The following is a 22835-nucleotide window of genomic DNA, read 5'->3' as shown; positions in this document are numbered from 1 at the left end:
ACGGCGGCTGAGCCCGAAAACATGGGCAGCATCAAACTCTAAGCCAACGCATGTTGCTAAAGCGCGCCGCATGAATCAAGTTTGACAACGCGCTTTGAAGGCTCCGACTTTGTTGGCCGTTTAAGCGACTTGGATCATCTTGGTCGTCTCGGCTACTTGCAGCGTGTCTACGAATTCGACGATCTTGACCGGTTTCCCATCTCGGAAATGGATCTTGTCGACGAATTCCGTATGGAAGCTCACGCCCGATGGGATGTGCCTGACCTCGCCTTCGCGGTGGGCAAAGACCATCTGCTCATCTTCGTCCACATAGATGCCGGCTGTCCTGATATTCGATAGATCCCACACTGTGATAAGCTGGGTTATCGCTTGGCGAAAAGAATCCCCGCTTGCTTCAGTCGAAAAAGGCGCCAGCCGGGTATTGCCGACCATGCGAAAGGTGCAATTCTCGCCGATCAGCGCCAGCGTAGCTTCGACATCGCCACGGTCACGCACAGCATAAATTTCCTCCACGAGCTTCTTCATGTCGTGCTTTGCAGTCATTTTCAGGTCCCTCCCACCATCAGCGAAATCTGCATCTAATTATACTTTAATGCAACTCTTTGTTGTTCCGGATGAATAAACACAATGGAGTAGGCGGCGAGAATGAACTGCCCTGGATAACAGAAAAAGGCCCCGCACGATGGCGAGGCCTTCAAAACTTCTGAACCGAAAAGCGATTATTCGGCGCTTTCGTCAGCCGCCTTCTTCTTCGGAGCAGCCTTCTTCTTCGGTGCGGCTTCTTCGCCTTCACCGGCGTCAGCTGCTTCGGCCTTGGCGGCAGCCTTCTTCTTCGGCGCGGCCTTCTTGGTTTCGGCCTTCGCTTCGCCTTCTTCCTCGGCGAGCAGCTCTTCCTTCGTCACCTTCTTGTCGGTGACGTCGATTTCGGTCAGCAGGTGATCGATGACCTTCTCTTCGAAGATCGGTGCACGGATCGAAGCGGCGGCACCCGGCTGGCTGCGGAAGAATTCGAGGATCTGCTTTTCCTGGCCCGGATACTGGCGCAGCTGATCGTAGATGGCGCGCTGCATCTCATCTTCGCTGACTTCGACGCCGGCCTTTTCGCCGATTTCAGAGAGAACGAGGCCGAGGCGAACGCGACGCTCGGCGAGCGTCTTGTATTCCTCGCGAGCCTTCTCCTCGGTCGTGTCTTCGTCCTCGAAGGTCTTGCCGGACTGGGCGAGGTCGTTGTTCACCTGGCTCCAGATGCCGTTATATTCGGCGTCGACGAGCGAGTTCGGGGTCTCGAACTTGTACATCTCGTCGAGCTGGTCGAGAATCTGACGCTTCAGCTTCTGGCGGGTCAGCGAACCGTACTGCGATTCGATCTGGCCACGGACGATTTCCTTCAGGCGGTCGGCGGATTCGATGCCGAGCTTGGAGGCGAGTTCGTCGTTGATCTCGACATCAGCAGGTGCGGCGACTTCCTTGACAGTGACGTCAAAGGTCGCTTCCTTGCCAGCGAGGTTCTTGGCCGGGTAGTCGGCCGGGAAGGTCACGGTGATAGTCTTCTCGGCGCCGGCCTTGACGCCGACGAGCTGGTCTTCGAAGCCCGGAATGAAGCGGCCGGAGCCGAGCACCAGTTCGGCGCCCTGGTCGGTGCCGCCTTCGAAGGCTTCGCCGTCGACCTTGCCGACGTAATCCATGGTGATGCGGTCGCCATTCGCGGCCTTGCCGGTCTTGGTCTCGTATGCGCGGGCGCTTTCGGCGACCTTCAGGACCTGCTCGTTGACTTCGTCGTCCGAGATGTCGATGACTTCGCGCGTGACCTTGATGCCCTTGACCGACTTCAGTTCGATCGGCGGCAGCACTTCATAGGAGAGCGTGAATTCGAAGTCCTGCTCGGCGGCGAGGATCTTGTCGGCTTCGTCCTTGTCTTCCGTCATGGCGATTTCCGGCTGCGTGGCCGACTTCTCGCCGCGGCTGGACAGGATGGCGGCCGGCTGCTCGCGGACGATCTCGTTGACGAGGTCGGCCATGATCGACTTGCCGTAGACCTTCTTCAGGTGAGCAGCGGGCACCTTGCCCGGACGGAAGCCGTTGATGCGAACCTTGTCCTTCACATCGGCAAGACGCTCATTCATCTTGTCTTGCATGTCCTTGGCCGGGATAACGACCTTGATTTCGCGCTTCAGCCCTTCAGCGAGCGTTTCGATAACCTGCATGTCTTCCTACCTTCATTTCGTGGCGGCCGTGCCCAGACGCCGTTCGTTTCGATGAGCACGACGCCGGCGATCCTGCCGCGCGTGGCTTTTCCCAATTCCATATCATTCCGCCCAAAGCGGAATGGCACTCGCGGGCTATTCGGGACAACTCTCAATTGTTCTGGAACAACCGATTCTTAGTCTCCCGCCTGCAAACAGCTTGGTGCGGGTAGAGAGACTTGAACTCCCACGCCTTGCGGCACCAGAACCTAAATCTGGCGTGTCTACCAATTTCACCATACCCGCGTTCACAAAACCGCATGCCTATGCCTGCGCATGAGGCCTTCCGGAGCGCGGCGTCTCTATATCACCCGATTTGGTCGAGGCAAAGGAAAAATGAACGGTCAATGACAGGGGATTTGCGGCCCTGGAGCCGACCTGCCCCGAAGTGCGACGAGATCAGTAAAGCGGCTCGTCGTAAACCGGCTTGCCGTCAACGAGCAGGCTGCGGATCTGTGCGCTTCCACCAGGCGAGACACGCACTGCGATGGCGACGTTGCCGTCATTGCGGGCCTCCTCGATCGGCTTGCCCTCGCCTTCGGGAACATAGTAGCGCTCGATGCCGTATTCGACACGCATGCTGTCGCCGGCGGCAAGTCCACTACTATAAAATGGCTGGCTGCGCAGGATCACGGTCTCCGGCTGCGGAGGCAGTTCGCGAAAGGACGATTCGGTCACCGTCCAGAAACCGTCCTCCTGCTTCTTCAACCGGACCCATAACACCCGTTCGCCGGCCTCGGCCGGAATGCCGCCGGAAACCGTCTGCACCGGCACCGAGGAAATGTCGTAGTTCAAGACGACATAGTCGCCGCGCAGGAAATCGCGCGGATCGACGGGCGCCGTCTTCAGCAGCACCTCGGCGCCATCGCTGAGGATCGACGCCCGGCTCTGGATGATCGTGCCGAGGATAAGGGTCTGCAGACCGGCGACGATGATGGCCGAAAGCAGATAGCCCTTACCGGATTGCAGCTTTGCGATGAACGAGTTCATGCCCGCTCCCCCTGTGCATTCGCCGAAAAACGCCGTTCGAGACGGATGACCATCCAGGCGACCAGCGCGACCACGAGACCGGAGAAGAGGAAGAGGCTCGACGTGCCGAGGATCGAGCCGACGGTGACGGAGGCGAGATAGAGCATCTCCGCGGCAAAGGTCGCGTAGGCGAGATATCGCACCGCGCCATTATCCCTGCCACGCAGGACGATCGCCAGCACGGAAGCGGCAAGCGTCACCACTCCGAGCACCACCAGCCCCCAGCCATCCTCGATCTCGATATGCAGCAGCAGGAAGCCGATTACGGCGACGAGGAAGCTGTAGAAGGCAGGAGCCGCACCGGCGCTTCTGACCAAGGAGGCAATAGGCCGGAGCGGCAACGCCGTCAGTACGAAGGCCGCCATGCCGCCGACTGCAAAGGCAAGCGCCACGGCGATCTCCTCATAAAGAGTATAGAGCCAGGCGAGCCAGCCGATCAGCAGCAGGTAGGCCAGATGGCGGGCTCGCTCGGCGCCGGTATACCGCACCAGCCCGATGACGATCATTGCCATGACAGGCGCCATCCAGGGGTCGAACCCTATCCAATGCGTGTCGTTATTCTCAAGACAGACGGCGAAGGATGCCCAGGAGAGGAAGCCGGCGACGACGGTCACGGCGGCTGAACGGAACAGGATCGCCGAGATCGTCGCGATCGCGAACCACAGATACATCACCGTCTGCTCGTCTCCGGAGAGGTGATACATCTGCCCGACCAGCGAGATGGCGCCGCCGAAACTCATTGCGCCGATGACCAGCAAGCCGCCTGCGGCCGCTGTCGCACCGCGGGCAAGCATCCGGGCGGCGGCGATATGCACGAACCAGATCAGGGCAAGGATGCCGCCCACGCGCACCAGGCGCGGGATGGCCTCCCAGTTGGAGGCGACGACCAGCAGGATGGCAGCTGCAAGCAGCACCGCTGCCAGCGCCATCAGCACCCTGCCGAGGCTGAAGCTTGCCGGGCGGCTGTCATATTCGGCGAGAAGCGCACCTGCCGTTTCCTGCCCGAGCAGGCCCTTGCCCACCCAGAGCGAGAGATCCCGCTCCAATCTGCCGCGATACATGCTCAACCCCTCGATTTCCGCAACGTCGACTGCGGCGCTGCAGCTCACGCCGTTATAGACGCAGCACGGGTGTTCGCAAACGCTCTTGCGACAAATATACAAGTTCCTCATTGGTCTAAATAGTATCGAGTGTTAACCGGCCGCTAACGTCAGAGGCACTAATATAAGCCTATGGACGGAGAGGTATGCGATCTATGCATACCTCTCATGAAATTATTGCACTGCACAATACTCATTAGTCATACTATTGATCAACACATCGAAGCACGGGGATGGCGCCCCGGCCCGGCATTAGCCGGAGGCCTGCGGATGCTTTGTCCGTGACGAGATTCGTAGCCGCGCACTCCTCCTCCCAGCGCGCTGCGATAGACTGGCAACACTCCTCCTCCCAGTTGTCAGTCACCATAACGCGCCCGCCGGATCCTCCCCCGGCGGGCGTTTTTGTTTAGCCAAAGCTTCATTAAAACCTTGGCGGCGAGAGGATTTTCGTCCCAGGGCGCCGTCATGCCACATTGTCGTCACGCCGCCCCACCAACCCCGCGAAGGGGTGGGCGACTTCCAATCCGAAACGGAACGCCTCTTTGCAGCGGAAGCACGGGCGGAATCACCGGAGGAAGCAGCGTTTTCTGTTATGGCAACCCATTCGCCTCTCCCAATCGAACTGCTTTCCCAAAAGTCATTCTGCCTATTCGTTGACCAAAAAATGGTAAGTCTGCGTCAAATACCCTTTGAGCATTGCATAACTCGCATAGGTGATCTGAAAACTTGTCTGTTTTAGTCTTTCGCGTCGCAACATATATTCCAGTCATCAAATAGAGGTCAGCGCCGATCGGTGGCTGCTGGCGGATGAAACCCTCGGAAAGGGGCTTAACATGAACTTCTCTCGCTCTTTCAATAACTGGCGCAAGTATCGTCAGACCGTCACGGAACTCGGCCGCATGACCAACCGCGAATTGCACGATCTCGGCATCGACCGTTCGGACATCCATCGCGTTGCCCGTGAGGCTTCTCACCGCTAATTCCAGGCGATCGCTGCTCCTCCCAAGCACGATTGTTCTCGATCGAAACGCCCGCTGTACCCACAGCGGGCGTTTTCTTTTGTCTGCACGTGGTGGCCGCGGCGGTTGCAGGTTTTTCCCACTCGTTAGCCCGCTCAAAAAATATCCTCTGCTCAATTGAAGAGCATCATAGTGCACAATTGCATGGCAGACGCCTTTTATTTGCACTGCACAATCGGACGGTTCTCGCCTATATAAACATCAACCGCAGAGAGACAGGCGATCCCGCCGTCCCGCGGACATAGGAAGAAGACAATGAACCCGATCCGCATTGCAAGAAGCTGGCTCAGCTACCGTCGTACGCTCAATGAACTCGGCGGCCTTTCGAACCAGACCCTGTCCGATATCGGCGTTAGCCGCTATGACATCCGGAATATCGCATCCCGCTCGTTCCGCTAATAGCGAGTACGATGCTTCCAAGACGGCGCCCAAGGGCGCCGTTTTTGATTCCGGGGTGTTGGATCGCACCTTCCGACATGATATCAGCCCGGAATGAACACGATCTCTTCCCATTCCCCTATCCACGTCGTCGGCGGCGGGCTTGCCGGTTCGGAAGCCGCCTGGCAGATCGCCAGTTCCGGCGTTCCGGTCATCCTGCATGAAATGCGCGGGGTGCGCGGCACGGATGCGCACAAGACCGACGGTCTTGCCGAACTCGTCTGCTCCAATTCCTTCCGGTCCGACGATGCGACCAGCAATGCCGTCGGCGTCATCCATGCCGAGATGCGGATGGCGGGCTCGCTGATCATGGCCGCTGCCGACCGGTGCCAGGTACCGGCCGGTGGTGCGCTCGCCGTCGATCGTGATGGCTTCTCCGAGGCGGTGACCAAAGCGGTCCATGACCACCCGCTCATCACCGTCGTGCGTGAAGAGGTCACCGGCCTGCCGCCGAGGGACTGGGATCTTGCCATCGTCGCCACCGGACCGTTGACGGCGCCGTCGCTCGCGAGCGCCATCCAGACGGAAACCGGCGAGGATTCGCTCGCCTTCTTCGACGCCATCGCGCCGATCGTCTATCGCGAGAGCATCGACATGGATATCTGCTGGTATCAGTCGCGCTACGACAAGGTCGGCCCCGGCGGCACCGGCAAGGATTACATCAACTGCCCGATGGACGAAGCGCAGTACAATGCCTTCGTCGACGCGCTGATATTAGGCGACACGGTCGGTTTCAAGGAATGGGAGGGCACGCCTTATTTCGACGGTTGCCTGCCGATCGAGGTGATGGCCGAACGCGGCCGTGAGACGCTGCGCCACGGACCGATGAAGCCGATGGGGCTGACGAACGCGCATAATCCGACGGTCAAGGCCTATGCCGTCGTGCAGCTGCGGCAGGACAATGCGCTCGGCACGCTCTACAATATGGTCGGCTTCCAGACGAAGCTGAAATATGGCGCGCAGGCGGATATCTTCCGGATGATCCCGGGTCTGGAAAATGCGGAATTTGCCCGTCTCGGCGGTCTGCACCGCAACACCTATATCAACTCCCCCACCCTGCTCGATCCGTCGCTGACGCTGAAATCGCGGCCCGGCCTGCGCTTTGCCGGCCAGATCACCGGCTGTGAGGGTTATGTGGAAAGCGCCAGCGTCGGGCTGATGGCCGGGCGTTTCGCCGCCGCCGAACGCAAGGGCGAGGCGATTTCGCTACCGCCGGCGACGACGGCGCTCGGCTCGCTGCTCGGTCATATCACCGGTGGGCACCTCGTCACCGACGAGGAGCCCGGCAAACGATCGTTCCAGCCGATGAACATCAATTTCGGGCTGTTTCCGGAGCTCCAGCCGGGGTCGATCGTCAAACCCGAAGGCGTCAAGCGCTTTCGTGGCAAGGACAAGACGATCATGAAGCGGCAGCTGATCGCACGCCGCGCGCTTGCCGACTGCGCGACCTGGCTCGGTCAAGAATCGACGCTTGCCGAAAGCGCCTGACCGGCGCTTTTCAAGCGCGTCGCCTCGAAACTGGCTCGTGCGACCCGCTTGACGTCTTTGCTGTTATGCATGTCGTCCCCCCAAAACCGATGCACACTTTTGGGCGACATGCATTATTGCTTATTCGCCGCCGAAATATTGCCGGGTGGCAGGTCCTTATCCGGCTCGGCGATATAATTGCCGAGCAGCCAGAGCGAAACCTCCGAGGCTTCCTTGGCAGAAGCGAATTCGAAATTGCCGTTGTGATGGGGTGCATCGAGGAAGTCGATCACCAGTCCCCTGCCCGTTTCCGAGCCGATGACGCGCACCCGACCCGGCTCGATCAGGTGGCAGGAGAAATGGCGCGACATGTTGCGCATGAAGCCGGCCTTGTTGTCGTGCAGGCGCACAAAGACGGCTTGGCCGTTTTCCGTCGCCTGCAGCTGACGGATCGCCTCGTTCGGAAAGGCACGGCCGAACTCGATGATGGCGAGGCCCGTGTCATGCAGGCCATCTTCCTTGTTCTGCGCCGCCATGCGCGTTGCCACGAAAGCAAAGAAAATGACGATGGCGAAAAGGACGCACCAGACGATAATGCCCACGCCGAGTCTCCGTTCAAAGGGTAGCGGTGGAAGCCTTGTAACGCGCGAGACTTGCGCGAATTTGACCGATATCAGATTTTTCGCCGTGCAGCAGCCAGCCCCATCCGCAGCTGGCGGCGCCATTGCGGCGGCTGCAGCGGCCGGTCGAGCAGCAAGGCGCCGCGTTTCTGCGCCTTGATAAGCACCGGTTCGGCAAGCGTCGCCGGCAGGAAGGCTGGAAAAACGGCCGGCGCAATCGGCCCCGCCGCCCTCGCCTTTGCCAGATGTTCGCGACCGAGGCCGGCAAAGGCCTCGATGGCGGCAGAGATGCGCGGCCTGTCTTCGCCAGCGAGGAAGGCATCGCGGTCGAGACCGGTGGCCGAAAGGATCTGCAGCGGAATATAGATCTGGCCGCGGCGGCGATGCAGCGGCATCAGCAACAACAGCCCGGCGACCGCCTGGGCGACGCCGGCATGGCCGGCGGCGTCGGCCGAGCGTGCGGCTTCCTCCGGCGAAAGCACCAGGCTTGCGAGCTGAATCAGCGCCGATGCCGTTTCGCCGGCATAGCCTTCAAGCGAAAGACGCGTTTCCATCGGATCGTCATAGAGATCGAAGGTACGGGCCTCGATCATGTCGATCAGCGTCTTGCGCGGCAGGCGGTGCGTTTCGATGGCGATCAGAAGGGCAGCGGCGACGGGATTGGCCGCCGTCGAGCCGTGTGCGCTGCCCTCCAGAAGATCGTGCCAATATTGCAGCCGCACCTCACCGGGCAGCGGCTCGTGGACGAGATCGCGGATGCGGGCAAGCTCGGCATTGAAGGCGTAAAGAGCTGCGAGAGCGCCGCGCTTTTCCTCCGGCGACAGCAGACAGGCGAGATAGCGGTCGCGATCGCTGTCACGCAGCATCGCCAGGCAGATCTCCTGGTTGGTCGCCATATGCGCTTCAGTCATCGTCAGACCGCAATCAACGCCGCGGCGACGGCACGTTGCTCGGCGAGCATGATATTGAAGGTGCGCACTGCAGCCCCCGTGCTCATCGGATCGGAGGAGATGCCACGCGACTTCAGCGCCAGCCTCAATTCCTCGGGCAGACGGCGAAGCTCGGTTCCGGTACCGACGAGCAGAACCTCGATATCGGCGGCCTCATCCAGCACCCGGCGAAAATTTTCAGGCGACAGCGGTTTCGACATGTCCATGTCCCAGCCATGAATGCCGGTGGGCAGGCAAAGGATCGAGCCGCGATGCGACATGTCGGCAAAACGAAAGCCGCCATTGCCGTATGCATCGATCGGAGCGCGCCCGGGGAAATGCGCGGCGCGGATTTCTATGCCTTTTGCCATGTTTTCAAACCACCGTGCCGGATTTTACACCAGCATCCGTCTTGTTGCTCTCTTCCCCGTCGGGAGCCTCCGGCCGCAGCCGGAAGACGATCAAGACAGGAGCGGCGATATAGATCGAAGAGAAGGTGCCGAGAGCGACGCCGAAGAGCATCGCAAAGGTGAAGGAACGGATGACTTCACCGCCGAAGAGAAAGAGCGCCAGCAAGGCGATCAGCGTCGTCGCCGCGGTCAGAACGGTGCGCGACAGCGTCTGGTTGATCGAAGCATCGATCAGGATCGGCAGCGGCATCTTCTTGTATCGCTTCAGATTCTCGCGCATTCGGTCGTAGACCACGACCGTATCGTTCAGGGAATAACCGACGATGGTCAGCACGGCGGCGACGCTCGTCAGGTTGAACTCGATGCCGGTCAGCACGAAGAGGCCGAGCATGATGATGACGTCGTGCAGCGTTGCGACGATGGCGCCGACCGCGAATTGCCATTCGAAGCGGATCCAGATGTAGATGAGGATAGCCGCAAGTGCCGCAAGCACGCCGAGCGTCGCCATCATCGTCAATTCGCCCGAGATGGCGGGGCCGACGACCTCGACGCGGCGAAAATCATAATCTTCCTGGAGCTCGCCGCGCACCAGCGTCGCCGCCGACTGCTCGGCATTTTCGCCGCCGCCCTGGGAAGCGATACGGATCCGCGCGTTCGCCGGCCCGCCCGTGCGCTCGACACTGATCTCACCGAGATTGAGATCATTGAGGCGCGCGTTGAGATCGGCGATGTCGGCATTGCCCTGCTTTGCCGTCACCTCGATGAGCGAGCCGCCGGTGAAATCAATGCCGAGATGCAGGCCGACGGTGGCAAAGGCGGCCATGGCGATCAGCGAGATGACCGCCGACGCCGTAAAGACATAACGGCGGATCCCCATGAAGCGAATATTGGCGTGCTCGAAAAGATGGGTCAGCACGCTCTTCGGCAGATGCCGGGGGTGGCGCTTTCTCACCCAGACGGCAACAATCGAGCGTGTCAGCGTGAAAGCCGTGAAAACGGTCGTCAGGATGCCGACCGCAAGCGTTACCGCGAAACCGCGAATGGATTCGCTGCCGAGGAAGAAGAGGATGATGGCGGCGATGAAGATCGTCACATTGGCGTCGACGATCGTGGCGAATGCGCGCGAGAAACCGCGGCCGACCGCCTCCGCAAAGGAATGGGTGGTTTTTTCCTCTTCGCGGATTCGCTCATAGATCAGAACATTCGAGTCGACCGCCATGCCGACGATCAACACGATGCCGGCAATCCCCGGCAAGGTGAGCGTCGCGCCGGCAAGGCTGAGCACCGCGACGATGAGGATCAGGTTGAGGAAGAGCGAGGCGACGGCGATGAGGCCGAGGATGCGATAGAGCGCGATCATCAATGCCGCGACCAATACGACGGCGACGAGCCCGGCAACGAGACCGTTGAAGATGGAATCGGCGCCGAATCTCGGGCTGACGCTGCGTTCCTCAACGCTGGTCAGCGTCGCCGGCAAGGCGCCGGCGCGCAACATGATCGCAAGGTCGCGGACGCCATCCTCGGAGAAGTTTGCCGAAATCTGGCCCTCGCCGCCGGTGATCGCCGCATCGATGGCCGGTGACGACATCACCTGGCCGTCGAAGACGATGGCAAGGTGTTTGCCGATATTCTGCCCCGTCGCCTGCGCCAGCCGCTGCGTGCCTTCGGCATCGAGATCGTAGGCGATCGAGGTATCCTGCGTCTGTGGATCGACGACAGGCTCGATATCGACCATGTTGCCGCCGGTGATGAAAGCCGTGCGGTCGACGAGATACGGTACCGGCGGATCGTCAAGCGAATAGAGCACCTGCGATGTCGCCGGCCAGCGGCCGTTCAGCGCCTCCTGCCCCGACATGCTTTCGTCGATCAGATGAAAGGAAAGCTTGGCCGGCTGGTTCAGGATATTCTTCAGCCGCTCCGCATCGACCGATCCCAGCACCTGCACGACGATGCGGTCGGCGCCATCGGGGCGAACGAGGAAATTATCATTGCCCAATCCGGCGATGCGGCGGCCAACGATATCGAGCGAGCGGGTCCGGGCGGAAGCGACGGCGGCAGTAATGCCGGCGTCGGAAATCTGCAGCGAGAGCTGCCCCTGGTCACCCTGCTGCAGGGCGACCTCAGGTCCCGAATGTCCGCCAGCCGTCGTCAAAGGCTTCAAGAGATCGACCGCTGCCTGTGTCTGGGCCGCATCGGTGATGCGGACGGTGACGGTCTGGTCATTGCCGGTCAGCCCGGTATAGCGGATGCCGGCGCCGCGCAGCGCGTTGCGCACATTGGCGACCACCTCTTCCAGGCGGTCCCTGACGATATCGGAACGCTCGACCTTCAGAACGATATGCGAGCCGCCCTGCAGGTCGAGACCAAGCACTACGCGGTCGTGCCGCAACCAGTCCGGCAGGGAGGATCGCTGCGCCTCGGTCAACAGATTGGGCGCAGCGATGACGATGGCCGCAAACGCGGCCAGCCAAATCAGAAGTGTTTTCCAGCGGGAAAAATGCAACATTCTCTCGACGATCTTCCGATCCGGCAGTCCTGCCGTTATCGCTTGTTACGCTGCGTCGGCCTTGACCGGTTCACCCTTAACGCGAATTTCGGAGATGCCGCTGCGGACGATGCGCACGCGCACGCCGTCGGCGATCTCGACTTCGACTTCCTTTTCGTCGATCACCTTGGTGACCTTGCCGACGAGGCCGCCACCGGTGACGACCTGGTCGCCGCGACGGATCGCCTTCAGGGTTTCCTCACGCTTTTTCGCCTGTGCGCGCTGCGGACGGATCAGCAGGAAGTACCAGACGACCATCAGCGGCACGAACAGGATGATCATTTCGAAACCGGAGCCGCCGAATCCCGTTGCGGTATCGGTCGCGCTCTGGGCGAATGCCGGGGTGATGAACATGCTAAACTCCTCAGGCTTGGGCGGCGGAACTCCGCCTCTCTTTTCAGGTTGCCGGACTATAGTTACGGCTTCGATGAATGCAACAGAAACAGCCGGAAACAGTACCGATTCCGCTGCCTCATAACCTTTCCGCCGTCAAAACGCCATGCTAAAGCGCGTCGCATCGCACTTGATCGATGCGACGCGCTTTGGCTCTTTTGTTTTCAAGCATGTCGTTATCCCGGAACCGCTCCACACTTCCGGGCGACATGCATTAGCGGCATCGAAAGATCAAAGCGGATTGCCGCAGTGAGACATCAGGAGGCCACCGATGACCGAGGAAACCAACACAGCCCTGCTTGCCGAGCTGAAGCGGCTCGCAGACGCCGTCGAGCGTCTTGCCGGACCGGCACCCGCCCTCAACGATTGGGATGCTGCCGACTGTTTCGTCTGGGCGCCATTGCGCCAGCATCTGCAGCCGGTCAGGAGGCCGAACCGGGTGGCGTTGACGCTCATCCGCGGCGTCGATCACGTGCGCGACATCCTGCACGAGAATACGGTGCGTTTCGCCGAGGGTTATGCCGCCAACAATGTGCTGCTCTGGGGCGCGCGCGGCATGGGCAAATCCTCTCTGGTCAAGGCCGTGCACGAGGATGTCAGGCGCGAAAGCAGCGCTTCGCTGAAACTGGTCGAAGTCCATCGGGAGGATATCGCCAGCCTTCCCAATCTGCTCGACCTCCTGAAGGACACGCCGTACCGCGTGATCGTCTTCTGCGACGACCTCTCCTTCGATCACGACGATACCGCCTACAAGTCGCTGAAGGCGGCACTCGACGGCGGCATCGAAGGACGGCCGGACAATGTGCTCTTCTACGCCACCTCCAACCGGCGCCATCTCCTGCCGCGCCACATGATGGAAAACGAGCAGTCGACGGCGATCAATCCGTCGGAAGCGGTCGAGGAGAAGGTTTCGCTTTCCGACCGCTTCGGCCTCTGGCTCGGCTTCCACAAATGCAGCCAGGAGGATTATCTCGGCATGATCGACGGCTATGCCGATCACTTCAAGCTCGGGCTCGAACGCGACAAGATGCATGCCGAAGCGCTGGAATGGGCAACGACGCGCGGCGCACGCTCCGGCCGCGTCGCCTGGCAGTATATTCAAGACTTGGCCGGACGAATGCAGGTTCACATCGACCGGGACTAAACATCTAAAGTACGTCGCATCGAACTTGATCCATGCAACGCATTTTCGGTCTTTGCTCTGTGCAGGTCGTCCTCCCAAAAGCGCTGCACATTTTTGGGCGGCATCCATTAAATGACAAAAGCCCGGCTGGCGGCCGGGCTTTTGCGTTTCCTGGTACGCTGTACCTATTCCAGGAAAGTCATCGGGTTGACCGGGGACGCATCCTTGCGCACCTCGAAATGGACCTGTGGCTGCTTGACGTCGCCGCTCATGCCGGAGACGGCGACGGTCTGGCCGCGCTGGATCTTCTGGCCGCGGGCAACGCTCAGCGTATCGGCGTTGCCGTAGACGGTGACGGTACCGTCGTCGTGACGGACGAGAACCGTGTTGCCGAGTTCCTTCAGGCCGTTGCCGGCATAGATGACGACGCCGTTTTCGGCAGCCTTGATCGGCGTGCCCTGCGGTACCGAAATGTCGATGCCGTCATTGCGGTTGCCGTTGACGTTGGCGCCGTATGAAGCAATGACCTGGCCGCGAACCGGCCAGCGATATTTGCCGATGCCGGTCGATTCAGGCGCGGCGGAGCTGACGTCCGACTTCTTCTCGACATCGTCGACGGTCTGCGTGGCGGCCGGCGCCTTATAGGGTGCTGGCTGAACGGAAGCCGTCTGCTGTGCAGCCGCCGGCTGAGCCGGCTTCGGATCGACCTTCTCAGCCGGGATCGAGGCGGTCTTGATATTGTCGGCGGTGCCGTTCGGGATTTTCAGAGCCTGACCGATGCGGAGCGAGCTGGCCGAAAGATTGTTGGCGGCCTTGAGGTCGTCGACATTGCTACCGGTCGCCTTGGCAATCTTTGCCAGGGAATCGCCTTGCTTGACGACATAGGTGCCGGCAGGCGCCTTCGGATCCTTGCCGGTGCCGGCGGGAAGTTTGCCGGTGACATCGCCACTCGCCAGCGTCTTGTCGCGGGCGGAATTAGCGCCCGGAACGACAGCGACGTTCTGCTCAGGCGCCTTCGGCGCCGGCATCTTGCCGGGCTTGGAAAGGTCAGCCGCCTGCGATGCCGCCTTGGCGGCATTGCCGCCGTTGAAGGTCGGGATCAGGATCGCCTGGCCGGGCTGAGCGGCAGATGCCGTCTTCAGAGCATTGACGCGCAGGATTTCCTTTTCCGGTACGCCGAAACGCCTGGAGAGCGTGGCGATGCTTTCACCCGGACGCAGCGTCACCGAAGGAGCGTTGGTCGCGGACCAGCCGGAAACCTTCGGCGTCGTGCCTGTTGTCAGCGTATCGGGCGTCACCTTGGGTGCCGCCGGCGCTACCAATCTGGGCTTTTCGGCCTGCGGCGCAGATGGGAAAGGCTGGGCGAGCGCGACATCCTTATCTCGCTGCCGGGACGGAGCAACGGCCGTCGGCGCGGCCAGCTCTGAACGCTGCACTGAGACCGGCGCGGAAGCGAGACGTGCGCTCGAGCTCGACGTGCGGGTCGGATCGTAACCCTGGCGTGAGGGATAAGGCTGGTTCACCGCATCATTGCCGCCGCCGTACCCCGACTGGCTGGCAACGGCCGAACTGCTAAGATCGGCGCGCGGCACCGGATCGCCCTGAGGACCGTTCATATTCCTGCGCGGAATGGAACTTGTGGTGATCTGGTCCTGCCCGGAGGAGGAAAACAAGCCGCCAAACCGTGTCACATCGGAACTGCAGCCCGTTGCGGCACTTGCCAGCAGGCTAACAACCAGAAGATTACCGGCCGACTTCCCGAACTTTGGCGAAAGACTGAAACGCATGACTCGACCCACTGAGAACGCAACCATTTGTGAGTCTATTAAAACGCGTTAGTATTACCACGCAGTTAAGATGCTGGAATCAGTGCGATTTTTTTGAGAAGTTGATAACCATAGTTTACGGGTGAAAAATCGCAGTGTGCTGAGCGTGATGCCGAAAAGTCTCAGCGGTTCTCGGACGAGACCATGCGCGCTCTTTTCTGATGGCAAATCTCAGGCCTGTCCGGCCTGAAATCATCCACGTCTACAGCAGCGAGGCAAGACGCGGAACGATCGGCAAATAGGGCGCTTCGAACAGTTCCTCGCGTTCGAAACGGCTGCCGGTTTTCGTCAACCGCACCATCCGACACTCGTTCTCGGAAATCATCAGCGGCGCGATCATCGAGCCGCCGGAAACGAGCTGGTCGGTATAAAAGCGCGGCATCGCGTTGAAGGCGGCTGTCACCAGGATGCGGTCGAAGGTGCCCTCACCCTGCATGCCGGCGCTGCCGTCGGCCTGGCGGATGACGACGCTGCGCAGACCAAGCGATTCCATGCGCCGCTGCGCGGCTGATGTCAGCGTCTTATAGCGGTCGATGGACAGAACACGCTCGGCCAGGCGGCCCATCACGGCGGCGGTAAAGCCGCTTCCAGTGCCGATCTCCAGGACGCGCTGGCCGGGCTTGAGCTTCAGGTGATGCAGGATGCGGACGGCAAAATCGATGCCTTCGAGGAAGGAACCGCATTCGATCGGGATCGTCCGGCTCGAATAGGCGTCGTCGGCGAATTGCGGCGGCACGAACAACGAACGCTGCGTCTGCTCGACCGCCGTCAGCAGGTCGAGGTCCGAGATGCCTTCGGCACGCAATCTGAGGACGAGCGCCGCAAAGCCCTCCTTCTCCGCCAGTCTTGCCGTCAAACTTGTGCTCCGTATCCCAAGGCCCGCGCCACGCGGTCCGTCACGGAATAATCGGTCAGATCCAGTTTCAAAGGCGTTACCGAGATCTTATTATGCTTCAGAGCGTGAATATCGGTGCCTTCGACGAAGGCGCCGGCGCGCTCGCCGAACTTCAGCCAGTAGTAGGGAAAGCCCCGGCCGTCGGAGCGGGCATCGACCTGCAGATTGAAGGCGAGCTTGCCCTGCATGGTCACCTCGGCGCCGTCGACCTCGTCGGGACGGCAGTTCGGGAAGTTGAGATTGAGGAACGTGCCCTCCGGCAGGTCCAGGACCATCAGCTTTTCCAGAAGAGCCGGCGCATGCTTCTCGCAGACCTCCCAGGGCACGATGCGTGCACCGTCCTCATAGAGATAGGCCTGGCTCAACGCGAAGGAGCGCACGCCCTGCATCGTGCCCTCGATGGCGCCGGCGATCGTGCCGGAATAGGTCACGTCGTCGGCAACGTTCGAACCTGAATTGACGCCTGACAGGACGAGATCCGGCTTGATGTCCATCACCTGCCTGATGCCCATGATGACGCAATCGGTCGGCGTGCCGCGCAGGGCGAAATGCTTGTCGGAAATCTTGCGCAGCCGTAAAGGTTCGGAGAGGCTCAGCGAATGGGCCAGGCCGCTCTGGTCGGTCTCGGGCGCCACGATCCAGACATCGTCGGACAGCGTGCGCGCGATCCGCTCCAGCGCGGCAAGACCTTCGGCGTGAATGCCGTCGTCATTCGTAAGCAGGATGCGCATCGCCTCAAGCCGCCCGTTCGATTTTGGTCAATCCGCCCATATAGGGCAGCAAAACGTCCGGAATCGTGACCGAACCGTCCTCGTTCAGATAATTTTCAAGGACGGCGATCAGGCAGCGGCCGACCGCCGTGCCGGAACCGTTCAGCGTGTGGACGAACTTGTTGCTCTTGTCGTCCTTGCCGCGGTAGCGCGCATTCATCCGCCGACCCTGAAAATCGCCGCAGACCGAGCAGGAAGAGATTTCACGGAAGGCATTCTGCCCCGGCAGCCAGACTTCGAGATCGTAGGTCTTGCGCGAGCCGAAGCCCATGTCGCCGGTGCAAAGCGTCATCGTGCGGAAATGCAGGCCGAGGCGCTTCAGCACTTCCTCGGCGCAGGCGGTCATGCGCTCATGCTCGGCAACGGCGCTCTCGGCATCGGTGATCGAGACGAGCTCGCATTTCCAGAACTGATGCTGGCGCAGCATGCCGCGCGTATCGCGGCCGGCAGAGCCTGCTTCCGAGCGGAAGGACGGCGTCAGCGCGGTAAAGCGGAGCGGCAGCTTTTCCTGATCGAGGATTTCCTCGCGCACCAGATTGGTCAGCGTCACTTCGGCCGTCGGAATCAACCAGCGTCCATCCGTCGTCCTGAAGAGATCCTCGGCGAATTTCGGCAGCTGGGCGGTGCCATAGACGGCCTCGTCGCGCACCATCAGCGGCGAGCTGACTTCGATATAGCCGTGCTCACTGGTGTGGAGATCGATCATGAACTGGCCGAGCGCACGCTCGAGCCTGGCGAGCGGCCCGGTCAGAACCGTGAAGCGCGAGCCGGAGAGCTTGGCGGCGCGCTCGAAATCCATATAGCCGAGCGCCTCGCCGATTTCGAAGTGCTCCTTCGGTGCGTGGTTCCAGCGCGGCTTTTCGCCGACGGTGCGGGTGACGATATTGTCATGCTCGTCCTTGCCGACCGGGACGTCGTCGAAGGGGATGTTCGGGATGCGCGACAGCGCGTCATTGAGTTCGGCTGTCAGTTGGCGATCCTCTTCCTCGATCGCCGGCAGCAGGGTCTTAAGTTCGGAGACCTCCGCCTTCAGCTTCTCGGCCAGCTCGCTATTCTTCTGGGCCATCGCCGCGCCAATCTCCTTGGAGGCGAGGTTGCGGCGGGACAGCAGGTCCTGCGCCTTCTGCACAGCGGAGCGGCGCTTTTCATCGAGGGCAACGAGACTTTGGGCCAGAGGCTCCGCGCCGCGCTTGGCTAGGGCGGCATCGAGCGCTTCGGGATTCTCACGGATCCATTTGATATCGAGCATCGTCGTTCCAGGTCGTTGCAACAGAGGTGGCCCGGCCAAAGCCTGATCGGGCCTCGACCGGATGTTACGGCGCCGCCCTGTCTTTTCAGACGCGCAAAGGACACCGCAACACTTTGAATTGCTGCCTAAATCCTTAAACCGATTCCGATTTAAGGATTACGCAGTCGACGGCGTTCATGAAGGGATTCCGGGATCGCCGCTTAGACGCTGTCCGTCTTGGCAACGTCTGCGGATCCGGTTTCCTTTTCGACCGCCTGCCGGGCACGCTGGCGCTCCACGAGTCGCGCCGCATAGATGGAAATCTCGTAGAGAAGGATCGTCGGTATCGCAAGGCCGATCTGGGACATCGGGTCCGGCGGCGTCAGCACGGCGGCGACGACGAAGGCGAGGACGATGGCAAACTTGCGCTTTTCGGCGAGCCATTGCGACGTCAGAAGACCGACACGGGCGAGCAGCGTGGTGATGACAGGCAGCTGGAAGACTAGGCCGAAGGAGAAGACCAGCGTCATGATCAGGCTCAGATATTCCGAGACCTTCGGCATCAGCGAGATCGCTATCTCGTCATGACCCGGCGCCTGCTGCATCGACAGGAAGAACCACATGACCATCGGCGTGAAGAAGAAATAGACGAGCGCGCCGCCCATCAGGAACAGAACCGGCGAGGCGACCAGGAACGGCAGGAAAGCCTGACGCTCGTTCTTGTAGAGGCCGGGCGCCACGAACTTGTAGACTTGGGCGGCGATGATCGGGAAAGCGACCACAAGGCCGCCGAACATCGCCACCTTGACCTGGGTGAAGAAGAATTCCTGCGGCGCGGTGTAGATGAGCTGGGCCTTCTCGACGTCGAGATTAGCCCACTGGACCGCTGTCTTGTATGGGATGACCAGATAATTGAAGAGATTCTTGGCAAAAAAGAAGCATGCGATGAAGGCGACGAAAAACGCGCCGATCGACCACATCAGCCGCGTGCGCAGCTCCATCAGGTGCTCGATCAACGGCTGCGGCTTGTCTTCGATATCACCGCTCATGCCTCGTCCTTCTTTGTCTGCGCAGGCTTCTTCAGCGTTGCAGGCTTCCTGACTGCCGTCGTGCGTTTCGGCTTTTCCACAGGCACGGCAACGGCAGCCGCAGCATCGACCTTGTCAGCAATCTTGCCGCGCGGCTTACGCACGGCCTTCGGCTTGGCGGCAACCGTATCGGCTTGCACAACCGCTGCGGCGACCGGTTCCGACGGCGCAGGTGTCGCTACCAATGGCGGCGTTTCCGGCAAGCTCATCGACGGCGTCGGGGCTGCGACAGCATCTGGAGGCACCTCGGTCTTGTTTTCCGTGACTGTGGTCGCCTTCTGCAGGTCGGCCTTGATCTCATTGCCCATCTGGCGGAGCGGGTTCATCGCCTCGCGCAGGCTGTTGACCGGGTTGAGCTTCTGGGCGTCGCTGATCGTCTGGCGGACATCATCAAGCTCGGCTTCGCGCAACGCTTCATCGAACTGCGCACGGAAATCACCCGCAACCTTGCGGGCACGCTGCGTCATCTTGCCGAAAGCGCGCAGCATCGGCGGCAAATCCTTGGGACCGACGACCACGATCAGTACGACCGCGATGACCAAAAGCTCGGTCCAGCCAATATCGAACATGCAAGGCTCCTGGACGGGAAGCGCGGGGGCTGCGCTTTTCCCGGACTTGGTTACTTCGTTTCGTCGGCCTTGTGATCGACGGTCTTTGCCGTATCCGGCGCGTCTTCGTCCGTCATGCCCTTCTTGAAGCTCTTGATGCCCTTGGCAACGTCGCCCATCAGTTCCGGGATCTTGCCGCGACCGAACAACAACAGCACGATGACCAGAACGATCAGCCAGTGCCACATGCTAAAAGAACCCATTACGCTAACTCCCTGTTTCTATGTTCCCACGATGTAAGGATTTCCCACACCGTTTCCAACATCAAGCCCTTTGGATTGAGCTTAATGTCACGGTATCGCCCTTTGTGACAAGCCGTTGACCCATCGAAAAGTGGTGGCCACCATTGTTTTCGCCATGCATGGCAAAAGCAAGACGCAGGCCCCTCAATCTTCAGGGGTGCCGCGCGGTGCGAGCAACCCCAGTTCCTCGAGGTCCATCTGGGTGATCGGGTCTTCGTCCTCGGTCAGTTCGTCGTTCATCAACGGCGAGGGAATGTTGAAGTTTGCCGGAATGCGGCCCGACAGCAAGCCCGCTCCCTTCAACTCTTCGAGACCGGGCAGGTCACGCAGCTCTTCGAGACCGAAATGATCGAGGAAATCGCGTGTGGTGCCCAATGTCACCGGCCGGCCAGGCGTGCGCCGGCGACCACGAAACCGAACCCAGCCAGCTTCCATCAGCACGTCAAGCGTGCCGCGCGAGGTCTGGACGCCGCGGATATCCTCGATTTCGGCACGCGTCACCGGCTGGTGATAGGCGATGATCGCCAGCACTTCCAGTGCGGCGCGCGAAAGCTTCTTCACCTCATTGTCATCACGGCGGATGACGAAGGACAGGTCGGCGGCGGTGCGGAAGGCCCAGGCGCCTTCGACCTGCACGAGATTGACGCCGCGCGGCGCATATTGCTCCTTCAGGCGCAGCATGATCGCATGCACGTCGGTCTTCTCAGGCAGGCGCTCGGCGAGGAAGCCTTCGGAGACCGGTTGCGAGGAAGCGAAGACCAGCGCCTCGGCGATGCGCTCGGCCTCAATCTCGGCCTGCAGGTCGCGGCTCCTGTCTTCGAAATTACCTTCGAAATCTTCTTCGCCCTTCAGATCGATCAAGCCGGCCGCTCCTGTTCGACCACCTGCAGCGTGGCATGTTTCGGACCGCGGCGCATGTATATCGGCTGAAAGGCGCCGTCCTGGCGGATTTCGAGCTTGCCCTCGCGCACCAGCTCCAACGAGGCGGCAAAGGCGCTGGCGATTGCCGTGACGCGTTCTTCGGGCGCGGCGAGATACCGCAGCAGATAATGCTCCATCGCCGTCCAGTCGGCGACCTCGCCGATCATCTGGGTCAGCAGCTCGCGGGCATCGGTCAGCGACCAGACGGTACGCCGCTCGATCGTCACCTGGGTGACGGCATGGCGCTGGCGCAGCGCCGCATAGGCGGTCAGGAGATCGTAAAGGCTCGCCGCATAAGCGGATTGCTGGCGATCGGGAATATGCTCGGGCGCGCCGCGCACGAAGATATCGCGGCCGAGGCGATTGCGGTTGACGAGGCCGTCTGCCGCCTGGCGCATGGCTTCGAGGCGTTTCAGGCGGAAGGCGAGCGTTGCCGCCAGCTCTTCGCCGGAAGGGCCGTCATCCTTGACCTGCTGGGGAATGAGCAGCTTCGACTTGAGATAGGCAAGCCAGGCTGCCATGACGAGGTAATCGGCGGCAAGCTCGATGCGGATACGCCGGGCGCTTTCGATGAACAGCAGATATTGCTCGGCGAGCGCCAGCACCGAAATGCGCGACAGATCGACCTTCTGGTTGCGGGCGAGATAGAGCAACAGGTCGAGCGGGCCTTCGAAGCCGGCGACGTCGATCACCAGCGCCGGCTCGTGGCTGGCGCGCTCGGCACCGTTATCCTGCCACAGCTTGTCCATCGGCGTTGCCGACTGCGGACGTTCCGTGCCCTTGACCGTGTTCACCTAGTTGCTCCCTTACGATCAGACCGTCGCAAACATCGCCTCGAATTCCGACCTCAATTCCGCTTCATCGGCGGTATCCGGCGCCGCAAAGCCTGCTTCCACCGCTTTTGCGCGAGCAAGCGATATGCCGGCGAGCGGCGGAACATTTGCCACAACCTCCCGCATCTCGTCCATATTGCCATTGCAATGCAGCACGATATCGCATCCGCCTGCAATGATATTCGCCGCACGTTCACCGATCGTGCCGGAAAGAGCGTTCATCGAGCTGTCGTCGGAGAGCAGCAGACCGTTAAAGCCGATGTGCTCGCGGATGATGCCGTCGATCACCTTGCGCGAGGTCGTCGCCGGATTGTCCGGGTCGATGGCGGCGAAAACGACGTGGCAGGTCATGGCCATCAACTCGTCCTTCATCGCGACAAAGGGCGGGAAGTCATGGAGCTCCAGCTCATCGCGCGAGACGGTGACGACGGGCAGTTCCAGATGTGAATCGGCAAAGCCGCGACCGTGGCCGGGCATATGCTTCATCACCGGCAACAGGCCACCGGCCTTCAGCCCCTCGGCAGCCGCCCGGCCCATCGCGATGACGGTCTCCGGATCGCCGCCATAGGCGCGGTCGCCGATGACGTTACTGCTGCCCTCAACCGGCACATCGAGCACCGGCAGGCAGTCGACATCGATGCCGAGGCTCGAAAGGTCGAAGGCGTGCAACCGCGACATCAGCCAGGCGGCGCGCAGGCCGAGTGCGCGATCGCGGCGATAGAGATCGCCGAGCACCTGGCCGGAAGGATAACGCGCCAGAACGGGTGGGCGGATGCGCTGGACCCGGCCGCCCTCCTGGTCGATCAGCACCGGCGCATGCCAGCCGACGCTATCGCGCAGTTCGGCGACGAGATGGGCGATCTGCCGTGCTTCGGAGATGTTGCGCCCGAAGAGGATGAAGCCCCAGGGTCGCTCGCCCCGGTAAAAGGCTTTCTCTTCGGATGTGAGGGCAAGGCCGCTACAGCCAAGGATCATCGCTTTTGATTCGGTCATGTAAGAATCATAGACGGCGCCCGGCCAAATGCGAGCAAGGTCGGGCGCGATGCACAAAAAAGAGCGGCGGACCGATCCGGCCCGCCGCTCTTATATTCCATTCAAAAAACCCGAT

General features: G+C 61.0%; 23 protein-coding genes and 1 tRNA gene. 4 read left to right on the top strand and 20 right to left on the bottom strand.

Translation table 11 applies throughout. The features are described from left to right. Nucleotides 1-120 precede the first annotated feature (120 nt). The 5 genes from RL_RS10710 to RL_RS10690 form a co-directional block, all read right to left on the bottom strand. A complete protein-coding gene (locus RL_RS10710; RefSeq protein WP_011651671.1) occupies nt 121-543 on the bottom strand; it encodes a nuclear transport factor 2 family protein in 423 nt (140 codons plus the stop codon). A gap of 176 nt (nt 544-719) precedes the next feature. Next, nucleotides 720-2204 (bottom strand): trigger factor, encoded by a 1485-nt coding sequence (gene tig / locus RL_RS10705; RefSeq protein ID WP_011651670.1) that lies wholly within the window; start codon nt 2202-2204, stop codon nt 720-722. Nucleotides 2205-2404: 200 nt separating this feature from the next. Next, nucleotides 2405-2489 (bottom strand) — tRNA-Leu (locus RL_RS10700). Between the two features lie 153 nt (nt 2490-2642). Further along, entirely contained in the window at nt 2643-3233 is a 591-nt protein-coding gene (locus RL_RS10695) for a GDYXXLXY domain-containing protein (protein ID WP_011651669.1), read from the bottom strand. Beyond that, on the bottom strand, nt 3230-4333 hold the full coding sequence (locus RL_RS10690) for a DUF2157 domain-containing protein (protein ID WP_011651668.1): 1104 nt from the start codon (nt 4331-4333) through the stop codon (nt 3230-3232). The genes RL_RS10695 and RL_RS10690 overlap by 4 nt, the downstream gene beginning before the upstream one ends. 872 nt (nt 4334-5205) lie before the next feature. Between RL_RS10690 and RL_RS37100 the strand changes: the two genes are divergently transcribed. The 3 genes from RL_RS37100 (at nt 5206) to trmFO (ending at nt 7317) form a co-directional block, all read left to right on the top strand. Next, complete coding sequence (locus RL_RS37100) at nt 5206-5352, top strand: DUF1127 domain-containing protein (RefSeq protein ID WP_003539019.1); 147 nt, start codon at nt 5206-5208, stop codon at nt 5350-5352. Nucleotides 5353-5646: 294 nt separating this feature from the next. After that, a complete protein-coding gene (locus RL_RS37095) occupies nt 5647-5790 on the top strand; it encodes a DUF1127 domain-containing protein (protein WP_003539017.1) in 144 nt (47 codons plus the stop codon). 93 nt (nt 5791-5883) lie between these two features. Further along, nucleotides 5884-7317, top strand: coding sequence for a methylenetetrahydrofolate--tRNA-(uracil(54)-C(5))-methyltransferase (FADH(2)-oxidizing) TrmFO (trmFO, locus tag RL_RS10685; RefSeq protein ID WP_011651667.1), 1434 nt, complete (start codon nt 5884-5886; stop codon nt 7315-7317). Nucleotides 7318-7430: 113 nt separating this feature from the next. Here trmFO and RL_RS10680 read toward each other — a convergent pair whose 3' ends face one another. The 5 genes from RL_RS10680 to yajC form a co-directional block, all read right to left on the bottom strand. Then, nucleotides 7431-7898, bottom strand: a complete 468-nt coding sequence (locus RL_RS10680) for a hypothetical protein (RefSeq protein ID WP_011651666.1) — start codon at nt 7896-7898, stop codon at nt 7431-7433. Between the two features lie 71 nt (nt 7899-7969). Beyond that, on the bottom strand, nt 7970-8827 hold the full coding sequence (locus tag RL_RS10675) for a phytoene/squalene synthase family protein (protein WP_041936290.1): 858 nt from the start codon (nt 8825-8827) through the stop codon (nt 7970-7972). 2 nt (nt 8828-8829) lie between these two features. Continuing rightward, nucleotides 8830-9216 carry an Mth938-like domain-containing protein gene (locus RL_RS10670; protein WP_011651664.1) on the bottom strand — a complete coding sequence of 129 codons (387 nt, stop codon included), beginning with the start codon at nt 9214-9216 and terminating at the stop codon, nt 8830-8832. A 4-nt stretch (nt 9217-9220) separates the two neighbouring features. Then, a complete protein-coding gene (gene secDF / locus RL_RS10665) occupies nt 9221-11761 on the bottom strand; it encodes a protein translocase subunit SecDF (protein ID WP_011651663.1) in 2541 nt (846 codons plus the stop codon). 45 nt (nt 11762-11806) lie between these two features. Continuing rightward, a complete protein-coding gene (gene yajC, locus RL_RS10660) occupies nt 11807-12154 on the bottom strand; it encodes a preprotein translocase subunit YajC (protein WP_003539006.1) in 348 nt (115 codons plus the stop codon). Nucleotides 12155-12464: 310 nt separating this feature from the next. On the opposite strand from yajC, the gene RL_RS10655 reads away from it, so the two are divergent. Beyond that, nucleotides 12465-13337 carry an ATP-binding protein gene (locus RL_RS10655; RefSeq protein WP_011651662.1) on the top strand — a complete coding sequence of 291 codons (873 nt, stop codon included), beginning with the start codon at nt 12465-12467 and terminating at the stop codon, nt 13335-13337. Between the two features lie 164 nt (nt 13338-13501). Here the strand turns inward: RL_RS10655 and RL_RS10650 are convergent, their stop codons facing one another. From RL_RS10650 to nagZ, 10 genes are all read right to left on the bottom strand, one after another. Beyond that, entirely contained in the window at nt 13502-15103 is a 1602-nt protein-coding gene (locus tag RL_RS10650; protein ID WP_028742081.1) for a M23 family metallopeptidase, read from the bottom strand. 241 nt (nt 15104-15344) lie between these two features. Further along, the gene (locus RL_RS10645; RefSeq protein ID WP_011651660.1) at nt 15345-15998 is read right to left on the bottom strand and encodes a protein-L-isoaspartate(D-aspartate) O-methyltransferase; all 654 of its coding nucleotides are present in this window, start codon (nt 15996-15998) and stop codon (nt 15345-15347) included. Next, the gene (gene surE, locus RL_RS10640; protein ID WP_011651659.1) at nt 15995-16768 is read right to left on the bottom strand and encodes a 5'/3'-nucleotidase SurE; all 774 of its coding nucleotides are present in this window, start codon (nt 16766-16768) and stop codon (nt 15995-15997) included. The genes RL_RS10645 and surE overlap by 4 nt, the downstream gene beginning before the upstream one ends. Nucleotides 16769-16772: 4 nt before the next feature. Then, a complete protein-coding gene (gene serS, locus RL_RS10635; protein WP_011651658.1) occupies nt 16773-18056 on the bottom strand; it encodes a serine--tRNA ligase in 1284 nt (427 codons plus the stop codon). Between the two features lie 200 nt (nt 18057-18256). Then, nucleotides 18257-19084: a twin-arginine translocase subunit TatC gene (gene tatC, locus RL_RS10630; RefSeq protein ID WP_011651657.1), complete on the bottom strand. Its 828-nt coding sequence runs from the start codon at nt 19082-19084 to the stop codon at nt 18257-18259. After that, nucleotides 19081-19692: a Sec-independent protein translocase protein TatB gene (tatB, locus tag RL_RS10625; RefSeq protein ID WP_011651656.1), complete on the bottom strand. Its 612-nt coding sequence runs from the start codon at nt 19690-19692 to the stop codon at nt 19081-19083. Before tatB ends, tatC begins: the two co-directional genes overlap by 4 nt. Before the next feature lie 50 nt (nt 19693-19742). Continuing rightward, nucleotides 19743-19934 (bottom strand): twin-arginine translocase TatA/TatE family subunit, encoded by a 192-nt coding sequence (locus tag RL_RS10620; protein WP_003538990.1) that lies wholly within the window; start codon nt 19932-19934, stop codon nt 19743-19745. Nucleotides 19935-20117: 183 nt separating this feature from the next. Then, nucleotides 20118-20834, bottom strand: a complete 717-nt coding sequence (scpB, locus tag RL_RS10615) for an SMC-Scp complex subunit ScpB (protein WP_011651655.1) — start codon at nt 20832-20834, stop codon at nt 20118-20120. After that, on the bottom strand, nt 20831-21688 hold the full coding sequence (locus RL_RS10610; RefSeq protein WP_028742082.1) for a segregation and condensation protein A: 858 nt from the start codon (nt 21686-21688) through the stop codon (nt 20831-20833). Before RL_RS10610 ends, scpB begins: the two co-directional genes overlap by 4 nt. An 18-nt stretch (nt 21689-21706) precedes the next feature. After that, nucleotides 21707-22720 (bottom strand): beta-N-acetylhexosaminidase, encoded by a 1014-nt coding sequence (gene nagZ / locus RL_RS10605; RefSeq protein WP_011651653.1) that lies wholly within the window; start codon nt 22718-22720, stop codon nt 21707-21709. Between the last annotated feature and the right edge of the window lie 115 nt (nt 22721-22835).

Origin of the sequence: Rhizobium johnstonii 3841 (assembly GCF_000009265.1) — a bacterium.
Lineage (GTDB): Bacteria > Pseudomonadota > Alphaproteobacteria > Rhizobiales > Rhizobiaceae > Rhizobium > Rhizobium acaciae.
This window is presented reverse-complemented; position numbering and strand designations above follow the sequence as displayed.

Bases quoted from the DNA above. Each gene is read 5' to 3' on its own strand.
- RL_RS10710 (WP_011651671.1), bottom strand. From the start codon at position 543: ATGACTGCAAAGCACGACATGAAGAAGCTCGTGGAGGAAATTTATGCT.
- tig (WP_011651670.1), bottom strand. From the start codon at position 2,204: ATGCAGGTTATCGAAACGCTCGCTGAAGGGCTGAAGCGCGAAATCAAG.
- RL_RS10695 (WP_011651669.1), bottom strand. From the start codon at position 3,233: ATGAACTCGTTCATCGCAAAGCTGCAATCCGGTAAGGGCTATCTGCTT.
- RL_RS10690 (WP_011651668.1), bottom strand. From the start codon at position 4,333: ATGTATCGCGGCAGATTGGAGCGGGATCTCTCGCTCTGGGTGGGCAAG.
- RL_RS37100 (WP_003539019.1), top strand. From the start codon at position 5,206: ATGAACTTCTCTCGCTCTTTCAATAACTGGCGCAAGTATCGTCAGACC.
- RL_RS37095 (WP_003539017.1), top strand. From the start codon at position 5,647: ATGAACCCGATCCGCATTGCAAGAAGCTGGCTCAGCTACCGTCGTACG.
- trmFO (WP_011651667.1), top strand. From the start codon at position 5,884: ATGAACACGATCTCTTCCCATTCCCCTATCCACGTCGTCGGCGGCGGG.
- RL_RS10675 (WP_041936290.1), bottom strand. From the start codon at position 8,827: ATGACTGAAGCGCATATGGCGACCAACCAGGAGATCTGCCTGGCGATG.
- RL_RS10670 (WP_011651664.1), bottom strand. From the start codon at position 9,216: ATGGCAAAAGGCATAGAAATCCGCGCCGCGCATTTCCCCGGGCGCGCT.
- secDF (WP_011651663.1), bottom strand. From the start codon at position 11,761: ATGTTGCATTTTTCCCGCTGGAAAACACTTCTGATTTGGCTGGCCGCG.
- yajC (WP_003539006.1), bottom strand. From the start codon at position 12,154: ATGTTCATCACCCCGGCATTCGCCCAGAGCGCGACCGATACCGCAACG.
- RL_RS10655 (WP_011651662.1), top strand. From the start codon at position 12,465: ATGACCGAGGAAACCAACACAGCCCTGCTTGCCGAGCTGAAGCGGCTC.
- RL_RS10650 (WP_028742081.1), bottom strand. From the start codon at position 15,103: ATGCGTTTCAGTCTTTCGCCAAAGTTCGGGAAGTCGGCCGGTAATCTT.
- surE (WP_011651659.1), bottom strand. From the start codon at position 16,768: ATGCGCATCCTGCTTACGAATGACGACGGCATTCACGCCGAAGGTCTT.
- serS (WP_011651658.1), bottom strand. From the start codon at position 18,056: ATGCTCGATATCAAATGGATCCGTGAGAATCCCGAAGCGCTCGATGCC.
- tatC (WP_011651657.1), bottom strand. From the start codon at position 19,084: ATGAGCGGTGATATCGAAGACAAGCCGCAGCCGTTGATCGAGCACCTG.
- tatB (WP_011651656.1), bottom strand. From the start codon at position 19,692: ATGTTCGATATTGGCTGGACCGAGCTTTTGGTCATCGCGGTCGTACTG.
- RL_RS10620 (WP_003538990.1), bottom strand. From the start codon at position 19,934: ATGGGTTCTTTTAGCATGTGGCACTGGCTGATCGTTCTGGTCATCGTG.
- nagZ (WP_011651653.1), bottom strand. From the start codon at position 22,720: ATGACCGAATCAAAAGCGATGATCCTTGGCTGTAGCGGCCTTGCCCTC.